Genomic DNA, 8,156 nt, shown 5'->3' with positions numbered 1-8,156 from the left:
ACGGTCCATCCCCGAAAACCCCCCTACCGGGACGGCATCCCGCCGCGCTCCCCGGCCCCGCCCCCGCGCCCCGTGGTGGGTACCCTCCCCTACAGCGGGACCCCGCGCCCCGGGGGGGGGCGCGGACTCCCTCGACGTGTTTTCGGGGCCTGTCACGGATGCGGCGCCGTGAGATACCGCTGCACCGTCGGTGCCAGCCATGCCACGACCTCCTCGCGCGGCAGCGCGACGGCGGGCTGGAAACGCAGGACGTAGCGGGCCATCGCCATGCCCAGCACCTGTGAGGCGGTCAGCGCGGCCCGTGCCGGCGCCTGCTCCGGGTCGGGGCACACGCGCAGCGCGACCGGCATGAGCTGGTCCCGGAAGATGCCCTGCATGCGCGCGGCGCCGTCCGGATTGGTCACGCCGACCCGGAGCAGCACGGTGAGGACCTCGTTCTCCTCCCAGAGGTCGAGGAAGTGGCCCACCAGGACGCGGCCCACCTCGCGCGGGTCCAGCCCGTCCGGGCCCGGCAGCCGCAGGTCGACGTCCAGGACCGCGGCGAACAGTCCCTCCTTCGAGCCGTAGTACCGCATCACCATCGACGGATCGATCCGCGCGTCCTTGGCGATTGCGCGGATCGTGGCGCGCTCGTAGCCGTCGGCGGCGAAGCGTTCGCGCGCGGCGGTGAGGATGGCGGTGCGGGTGGTGTCCGAGCGGCGGGCCGCGGGGGACGGGGCGGGTGCGGGGAGTTCCTTGTCGGGCATGCCAACAACCGTAGGCCAACAGTTGTTGACAGTCCAGAGCGATGTCTCTATGTTGGTAAACAAGCGTTGGCCAACAAACGTTGACCAACGGGCGTTGGCCCACGAGTGCTGGCATCAGGAGGCCGCCATGAACGGCAAGACGAACGGCACCACCGCGTCCCGGAACGTGATCGTCGTCGGCGCCGGCCCCACCGGCCTCCTGCTGGCCGGGGACCTCGCCACCGCCGGAGTCCCCGTCACCCTCGTCGAGAAGCGCCCGCACAAGATCAGCAACCTCTCCCGCGCCTTCGTCCTGCACGCCCGCACCCTGGAGCAGCTCGACGCCCGCGGTCTCGCCGACGAGCTGGAGAGCCACGGCCGGACCGTCGACCGCATCCGCCTCTTCGGCCGGCTCTCCGTCGCCCTCGACACGCTCCCCTCCCGCTTCAACCACCTGCTCGTGATCCCGCAGTACGAGGTGGAGAAGGCCTTGGAGCGGCGGGCGGTCGAGGCCGGGGTGCGGTTCGTGTACGAGACCGAGGTGACCGGACTGCGCCAGGACGCGGCGGGCGTCACGCTCGAAGTCCGGGGTGCGGACGGGGAAGCGGAGGAGCTGGCCGGCGCGTACGTCGTCGGGGCGGACGGGATGCGCAGCGCGGTGCGTGAGGCGGTGGGGCTGCCGTTCCCCGGGAAGTCGGTCATCCGGTCCGTCGTCCTCGCCGACGTCCTGCTCGCCGAGGAGCCGGAGTCGATCCTCACCGCCAACGCCGTCGGCGACGCCTTCGCCTTCATGGTGCCCTTCGGCGACGGCTACTACCGTGTGATCGGCTGGCACCGCGGCCGCAATGTCCCCGACAGCGCGCCGCTCGAACTCGACGAGGTCAAGGAGATCGTCCGGCTCTCGCTCGGCCGTGACTACGGCATGCACGACGCCCGCTGGATGTCCCGCTTCCACAGCGACGAGCGCCAGGCGCCCGCGTACCGGGTCGGCCGGGTCTTCCTCGCCGGTGACGCCGCCCACGTCCACACCCCGGCCGGCGGGCAGGGCATGAACACCGGCCTCCAGGACGCGGCGAACCTCAGCTGGAAGCTCGCGCTGGTCGTCAACGGCCACGCCGGCACGGACCTGTTGGACACCTACCAGGCCGAGCGCCACCCGGTCGGCAGGGCGGTACTGCGCAGCAGCGGCGGGATCGTCCGGCTCGCGATGGCCAAGCACCCCTGGACGCTGGCGCTGCGCTCCGCGTTCACCACGGTCCTCAACGGCGTCGGCCCCATGCGCCGGAAGGCGGCGGGCCAGATCACCGGCATCGGCTTCGCCTACCGGGCCCCGCGCGGCTCCCACGCCCTCGTCGGCACCCGCGTCCCCGATGTCGCCCTGAAGGACGGCCGCCTCTACGAAGCCCTGCGCGGCGGCCGGTTCGTCCTCGTCGCACCGGCGGCGGCCGTCCGGGCGTACGGTCTTGGCGACCTCAAGGACCGCAAGGACCGTCTCACCGTGGAGAGCTGGGCGAGCGACCGGCGTACGACACTGCTGGTGCGGCCCGACGGATACGTGGCCTGGGCCGCCGAGTCCCCCGATGCGGCGGCCGTCGAGACGGCGTTGGCGGCGGTGCTGGGCGACTAGATCTCAACGTCGGCGGCGGCGTTGGGCGACTGGATCTCAACGTTGGCGCCGACGTTGGGCGACTGGATCTCAACGTTGGCGCCGACGTGGGGAGACTGGATCTCAACCCGTGGGTTGAGGCGGAAACCCACCCTCGGCTCCACCCTGGAGCCGAGGTGGTTCCGCGTCGTGAAGCGCAAGCTCATGGGCATGACGACGACCGATTACGCGATCTCCGCGGCCCTCATCCTCCTCGTGATCCCGCAGATCCGAGGCGTCCGGCAGACGCTGCACAACACGCTGCTGCCGCTCGTGGCCGTCGCCGCCGCGGCCGCCTACTACCTCAAGTCCTTCCCGACCCAGGGGCACGACCTCAGGCTCGACGTCGCCGGTGTCGCCGCCGGCGCCGTCCTGGGTATCGCCTGCGGCGCGTCCACCCGGCTGAGCCGCGCCTCGGACGGGATCGCGTTCGCCCGCGCCGGGGCACTCGCCGCACTCGTATGGATCGTCGGCATGGCCTCGCGCGCCGGATTCGAGTACTGGGCCACTCATGGCGGTTCCGGGAGCGTGGCGCGGTTCAGTCAGGACAATCTGATCACCGGCTCCGACGCCTGGACCGCCGCGCTGCTGCTGATGGCGCTGGCTCAGGTCCTGGGCCGGCTCGCCGTGATACGCGTCAGGTCGAGCCGGGTCGTCACGGCCGGCTGAGGGCCTTCGAGCCGGGCCGGAGCCGGGCCGGCTGGGGATCTAGGCGCCGGTGCCCGTCAGCAACTCGCGCAACAGGCCGGCCAGTTGACCGGCTCGTTCCTCGTCGAGGTGGGCCAGGGCCTCCGTCTGGACTGAGAGCCCCGCGCCGACGGCCTCGTCGATGAGCCGCAGCCCCTTGTCGGTGAGCGTCACCTGGAGCCCGCGCCGGTCGTGCGGGTCGGGGGAGCGCCGTAGCAGCCCCGCGCGTTCCAGCTTGTCCAGGCGCCCGGTCATTCCGCCGGTGGTGAGCATGAGCGTCGCCGAGAGCTGCCGGGGCGAGAGGGTGTACGGGGCGTCCGAGCGGCGCAGGGTCGCGAGCACGTCGAACTCCCCGCGCGAGATCCCGAAGGGCGTGTACGCCTTCTCCATCCGGTCGCCCATCGTGCGGGCGAGCCGGAAGACGCGGCCGAAGACCTCCATCGCGGCGGTGTCGAGGTCCGGCCGGACGGTGGCCCACTGCTCGATGATCGCGTCGACAGGGTCCTGGGGCGTCTTCATGGGGGCGAGTATCCGCCGTGGGGTCGATTGCCCGCAAGAAAGTAGATTACGAGGAAGTAGATGACGAGAGAGTTGCTTGGAGCTAAGCTACTTTTCACTGACCTACTTTGGAATCGGGTGCCTCCATGGCCGCGAACGCGAACCGTCCCGCCCTCATAGCCCTGACCGCGCTGGCCCCCATCTCCTGGGGCAGCACCTACGCCGTCACGACGGAGTTCCTCCCGGCCGACCGGCCCCTGTTCACCGGGGTGATGCGAGCGCTGCCCGCCGGGCTGCTGCTCCTCGCGCTGGCCCGGGTGCTGCCGCGCGGCGCCTGGTGGGGGAAGGCGGCGGTGCTGGGCGCGCTGAACATCGGCGCCTTCTTCCCGCTGCTGTTCCTCTCCGCGTACCGGCTGCCCGGCGGCATGGCGGCAGTCGTCGGCGCGGTCGGGCCGCTGTTCGTCGCGGGCCTCGCGGCACTGCTGCTCGGCGACCGCCCGACCCTGCGGACGCTCCTCACCGGTATCGCCGCGGCCCTCGGTGTCAGCCTCGTCGTACTGAAGGCGGCCGGCGCGCTGGATGCGGTGGGGGTCCTCGCGGCGCTCGCCGCGACCGCGTCGATGTCCACCGGCACGGTGCTCACCAAGCGGTGGGGCCGGCCGGACGGGGTCGGTCCGTTGGCGCTCACCGCCTGGCAGTTGACGGCGGGCGGGCTGCTGATCGTCCCGGTCGCCCTTCTCGTCGAGGGCGCGCCGCCCGCGCTGGACGGCCGGGCGGTCGGCGGATATCTCTACCTCGCGCTGGCGAACACGGCGGTGGCGTACTGGCTCTGGTTCCGGGGCATCGGCCGGCTCAGTGCCACCCAGGTCACCTTCCTCGGCCCGCTGTCGCCGCTGACCGCGGCCGTCATCGGCTGGGCGGCGCTGGGGCAGGCGCTGACGCCGGTGCAGGTGGCGGGGATGGTGCTGGCGTTCGGGGCGACGGTGTTCGGTCAGATCGGGCCGCGTGGCGGGCGGCCGTCGGCTCGCGCTGGATCGTTCAGTTCTTCTGAAAGGAATGGTCGAAAAGATTCGATGGACGTGACGGTTCCCGCCTTGCGACGGTAGTTCGGGCCGCGGGGACGCGGTCCCCGGTCGACCCACGACCACCGAAAGGCAAGGGATATACGTGGCTGTCCTGGACCGGACACGCACACGCACACGCACGCACGGCGCCGCGGGACTTGGGATCGTCCTGGCAGGGGTCGCCACCGTGGTCTGGTCCGGCAGCTTCGTCGTCTCGCGCGCGCTGCACGACAGCGTGCCGCCGGTGCAGCAGGCGCTGTGGCGCTGGGTGATCGCGCTGGTGGCGGTCACCCCGTTCGCGGCGCGTGAGGCCTGGCGGCAGCGAGCCCTGGTACGCCGACACCTGGGCCATGTCCTGCTCGCCGCCCTCCTCGGCGTCACCGTCTACAACACCCTGGTCAACCAGGCGGGCATCTCCACCTCCGCTGCGAACATGGGCATGATCATGGCCGCGTCGCCGGTGCTGATGGCGGTGTACGAACGGATCGGCGGCATACGACTGGGGGCGCGCCGGGTCGTGGGGATGCTGATCGCCTGCGCCGGGGTGCTGCTCCTGGTGGGCGGAGGCGGGCCGTCGACCGGCCTGGCTGCCGGTGACCTCTGGATGGTCGCGGCCGCGATGTGCTTCGCGTCGTACAGCGCGCTGCTGCGCCGCCGCCCCGCCCGGCTCACCGGGCTCACCTACCTGTTCACGACCTTCGCCCTCGGTACGGCGATGCTGCTCCCGGCGTACGCGGTGAGTGTGGGCGTACAGGGTCCGTTCACGCCGGCCCCCGCGACCGTCGGCCCCCTCCTCTACGTCGGTGTCGCCTCCTCCGCCGTCGCCTTCTTCGCGTGGAACAAGGCGATCGCGCTGATCGGCGCGGCCCGTGCCGGGACGGTCTACTACCTCCAGCCGGTCTGCGCGGCCGCCCTGTCCTACGCGCTCCTCGGCGAGCGGACCACCTGGACCCAACTGCTCTGCATGGCCCTGATCCTCGGCGGGGTCGTCCTCGGCGCCACGGATAGGTTGCCGTCATGGCCGAGTACGACAAGTGGGACATCAAGAAGCTGCACATCCTGCGCACGCTGCGGGAACGCGGAACCGTCACCGCGACCGCGGAGGCGCTGCTGCTGACTCCCTCGGCCGTGTCGCAGCAGCTGACCAATCTCGCCAAGCAGCTCGGGGTCACCCTGCTGGAGGCACAAGGGCGCCGGGTGCGGCTCACGGACGCGGCTGAGCTGGTGCTGCGGCACGCGGAGGCGGTGTTCGAGCAACTGGAGCGGGCGGACGCCGAGTTGACCGCGTACGAGCACGGGGAGGTGGGCGAGGTGCGGGTCGGGGCCTTCTCGACCGCCGTGCCCGCGCTGGTCGTTCCCGCGGTACGGGCGCTGCGCACGGCACGCCCCGGGATCTCCGTGCAGGTGCGGGAGGCCGAGGCGGCGGAGGCGTACGAGCTGCTCGGCGCGGGCGCGGTCGACCTGGCGCTGTCGCTGGCCGCGCAGGCGCCGTCCGTCGTGGACTCCCGTTTCACCCGGGTGCCACTGCTCGCCGATCCGCTCGACCTCGCGCTGCCCCGGGAGCACCCGCTGGCCGTCGCCCCGGCCGTGCGGCTGGCCGACTTCGCCGCCGAGTCGTGGATCTTCGGCGGGAGCGGGCCGTGGTCGGAGATCACGCGGGGGGCGTGCGAGACGGCCGGGTTCACGCCCCACCAGGGGCACTCGGCGGCCGGGTGGACCGCCATTCTCGCCATGGTGGAGGCGGGGATGGGGGTGGCGCTGGTGCCGCGGATGGCTCGCGTGCGGCGAGAGGGCGTCGTGATGCGCGAACTCGCCGGTGACCGCCCGCACCGGCATGTGGTCGCGGCGGTGCGGCGCGGGGCGGAGGAGGGCGCGGCGGTGGGGCGGGTGCTGGAGGCTTTGCGGGAGGCGGCTGCGGGGCTGGGGGAGCGGCGATAACGTCACGTCGTCCGCGCGTGACGTAATTCCCGGATTCCCGGAGGTTCCTGTGGTCGACGTCGTGTGCCTTGGTTGCGGGAAGCCGCTGGCCGGGCGGAGTGGGCGCAAGGGGCGGAGCTCCGTGTACTGCTCGGCCGCCTGTCGGCAGAGGGCGTACCGGGAGCGGCGGGCGGCGCCCTCGGACACCGCCCAGGGGCTCATCGAGGAGGTCGGGCGGCAGGTCCGTGAGCTGGTCCCGGCGCCGCCCGCCGTCTTCTACTCCGGGGTGAGCGAGCTGGCCACCTCCGTGGGACGGTTGCGGCGCATCGCCCGGATGGCCCGCGACACGGCGAAGGACGACGGAAACGAGAAGGACGACAGATACGAGGACGACAGATACGAGGACGACAGATACGAGGACGACAGATACGAGGACGACAGATACGAGGACGACAGATACGAGGACGACAGAAACGAAGGCGACAGAAACGAGACGGAAGGGAACAGCGGGCCCGGTACGGAGGAGCCCGGCGCGGCGGATCTCGTCACGGCCGGTCCTGTTACGGAAGTGGTCCTCGCGGAGAGCGACTTCGCCGCGCTCGTCGAGTCGTACCGGCGCGAACTGCGTGTGCACTGCTACCGGATGTCGGGCTCGTACGACGATGCCGAGGACCTCGTGCAGGAGACGTTCCTGCGGGCCTGGCGGGCCCGGGACGGGTTCGCGGGGCGGGCGAGCGTACGGACGTGGCTGTACCGGATCGCCACCAACGCCTGCCTGGACTTCCAGCGGCGCACGGCGCGCCGCCCGCAGCGGTACGAGCCGCTGCCCGGGATGAACCACGGCGGTGCCGAGCCCCCGGCCCGCATCACCTGGCTCCAGCCCTACCCCGACGACGACCTGCCCTCCACCGAAGAGCAGCCCGACGCGCTCGCCGTCTCCCGGGAGACCATGGAGCTCGTCTTCCTCGCCGCGATCCAGCATCTGCCACCCCGCCAGCGCGCCGTCCTCGTCCTGCGCGACGTCCTGGGGCTGGCCGCCGCGGAGACCGCCGCGGCACTGGAGATGACCGTCGCCTCGGTCAACAGCGCGCTGCAACGGGCCCGGCCCACCCTGCGCGACCACCTGCCCCGCCGCCGCGCCGACTGGACCGCGGAGGCGGACGCCCGCGAGCGCGAGATCCTGGCGCGCTACATGGCCGCCGCCGAACGCCTCGACCTCACCGAGGTCGCCACCCTGCTCAGCGAGGACATCACGCTCACCATGCCGCCGAATCCGTTCTGGTTCGTCGGCCGCGAGGCGCTCGTGGAGTTCCTGTCCGTCAGCCTCGACCCCGCCTCCCCGATGTTCCTCGGCCACTGGCGCCACCTGCCCGCCCGCGCCAACGGGCAGCTCGCGGCCGGGGGGTACGTCCGGCGCCCGGGTACGACCGTCTACCGCGCGCAGGTCCTCGACGTCCTCCGTATCGAGGGCGACCGGATCGTGGAGATCACCTCCTTCGAGCCGCATCTCTTCCCGGCGTTCGGACTGCCGCTGCGGCTGCCCGCCGACCGATGAGTGAAAGCCGGCGCGTACGTCTGCATGACCGACTCGTACGGCCGACTCGTACGGGCCGCTCTTAC

9 protein-coding genes are annotated in these 8,156 nt (G+C 72.0%); 6 read left to right on the top strand and 3 right to left on the bottom strand.

Features of this window, described 5'->3' with window-relative positions:
• Window positions 1–152: 152 nt before the first annotated feature.
• Window positions 153–746, bottom strand: a complete 594-nt coding sequence (locus ACFVWD_RS40385; RefSeq protein ID WP_389602948.1) for a TetR family transcriptional regulator — start codon at window positions 744–746, stop codon at window positions 153–155.
• Window positions 747–873: 127 nt separating this feature from the next.
• Between ACFVWD_RS40385 and ACFVWD_RS40380 the strand changes: the two genes are divergently transcribed.
• Window positions 874–2,352, top strand: coding sequence for an FAD-dependent monooxygenase (locus tag ACFVWD_RS40380; protein WP_389602947.1), 1,479 nt, complete (start codon window positions 874–876; stop codon window positions 2,350–2,352).
• Here the strand turns inward: ACFVWD_RS40380 and ACFVWD_RS40375 are convergent.
• The gene (locus ACFVWD_RS40375) at window positions 2,349–2,537 is read right to left on the bottom strand and encodes a hypothetical protein (protein ID WP_389602946.1); all 189 of its coding nucleotides are present in this window, start codon (window positions 2,535–2,537) and stop codon (window positions 2,349–2,351) included. The genes ACFVWD_RS40380 and ACFVWD_RS40375 overlap by 4 nt on opposite strands.
• A 4-nt stretch (window positions 2,538–2,541) precedes the next feature.
• Here ACFVWD_RS40375 and ACFVWD_RS40370 point away from each other — a divergent pair, with 4 nt between their 5' ends.
• Window positions 2,542–3,039, top strand: coding sequence for a hypothetical protein (locus ACFVWD_RS40370; protein WP_389602945.1), 498 nt, complete (start codon window positions 2,542–2,544; stop codon window positions 3,037–3,039).
• A gap of 39 nt (window positions 3,040–3,078) precedes the next feature.
• On the opposite strand, the gene ACFVWD_RS40365 is transcribed toward ACFVWD_RS40370, so the two are convergent.
• Complete coding sequence (locus ACFVWD_RS40365; RefSeq protein WP_389602944.1) at window positions 3,079–3,576, bottom strand: MarR family winged helix-turn-helix transcriptional regulator; 498 nt, start codon at window positions 3,574–3,576, stop codon at window positions 3,079–3,081.
• A 125-nt stretch (window positions 3,577–3,701) separates the two neighbouring features.
• Between ACFVWD_RS40365 and ACFVWD_RS40360 the strand changes: the two genes are divergently transcribed.
• From ACFVWD_RS40360 to ACFVWD_RS40345, 4 genes are all read left to right on the top strand, one after another.
• The gene (locus tag ACFVWD_RS40360) at window positions 3,702–4,661 is read left to right on the top strand and encodes an EamA family transporter (protein ID WP_389602943.1); all 960 of its coding nucleotides are present in this window, start codon (window positions 3,702–3,704) and stop codon (window positions 4,659–4,661) included.
• A gap of 61 nt (window positions 4,662–4,722) precedes the next feature.
• Complete coding sequence (locus tag ACFVWD_RS40355; protein WP_389602942.1) at window positions 4,723–5,736, top strand: DMT family transporter; 1,014 nt, start codon at window positions 4,723–4,725, stop codon at window positions 5,734–5,736.
• Window positions 5,637–6,557 (top strand): LysR family transcriptional regulator, encoded by a 921-nt coding sequence (locus tag ACFVWD_RS40350; RefSeq protein ID WP_389602941.1) that lies wholly within the window; start codon window positions 5,637–5,639, stop codon window positions 6,555–6,557. Before ACFVWD_RS40355 ends, ACFVWD_RS40350 begins: the two co-directional genes overlap by 100 nt.
• Window positions 6,558–6,678: 121 nt before the next feature.
• On the top strand, window positions 6,679–8,091 hold the full coding sequence (locus tag ACFVWD_RS40345) for an RNA polymerase subunit sigma-70 (protein ID WP_389602940.1): 1,413 nt from the start codon (window positions 6,679–6,681) through the stop codon (window positions 8,089–8,091).
• Window positions 8,092–8,156 lie beyond the last annotated feature (65 nt).

Origin of the sequence: Streptomyces sp. NPDC058086 (assembly GCF_042885015.1) — a bacterium.
Lineage (GTDB): Bacteria > Actinomycetota > Actinomycetes > Streptomycetales > Streptomycetaceae > Streptomyces.
Note: the sequence above shows the minus strand (reverse complement) of the source record. Positions and strands in the feature narration are given on the sequence as shown.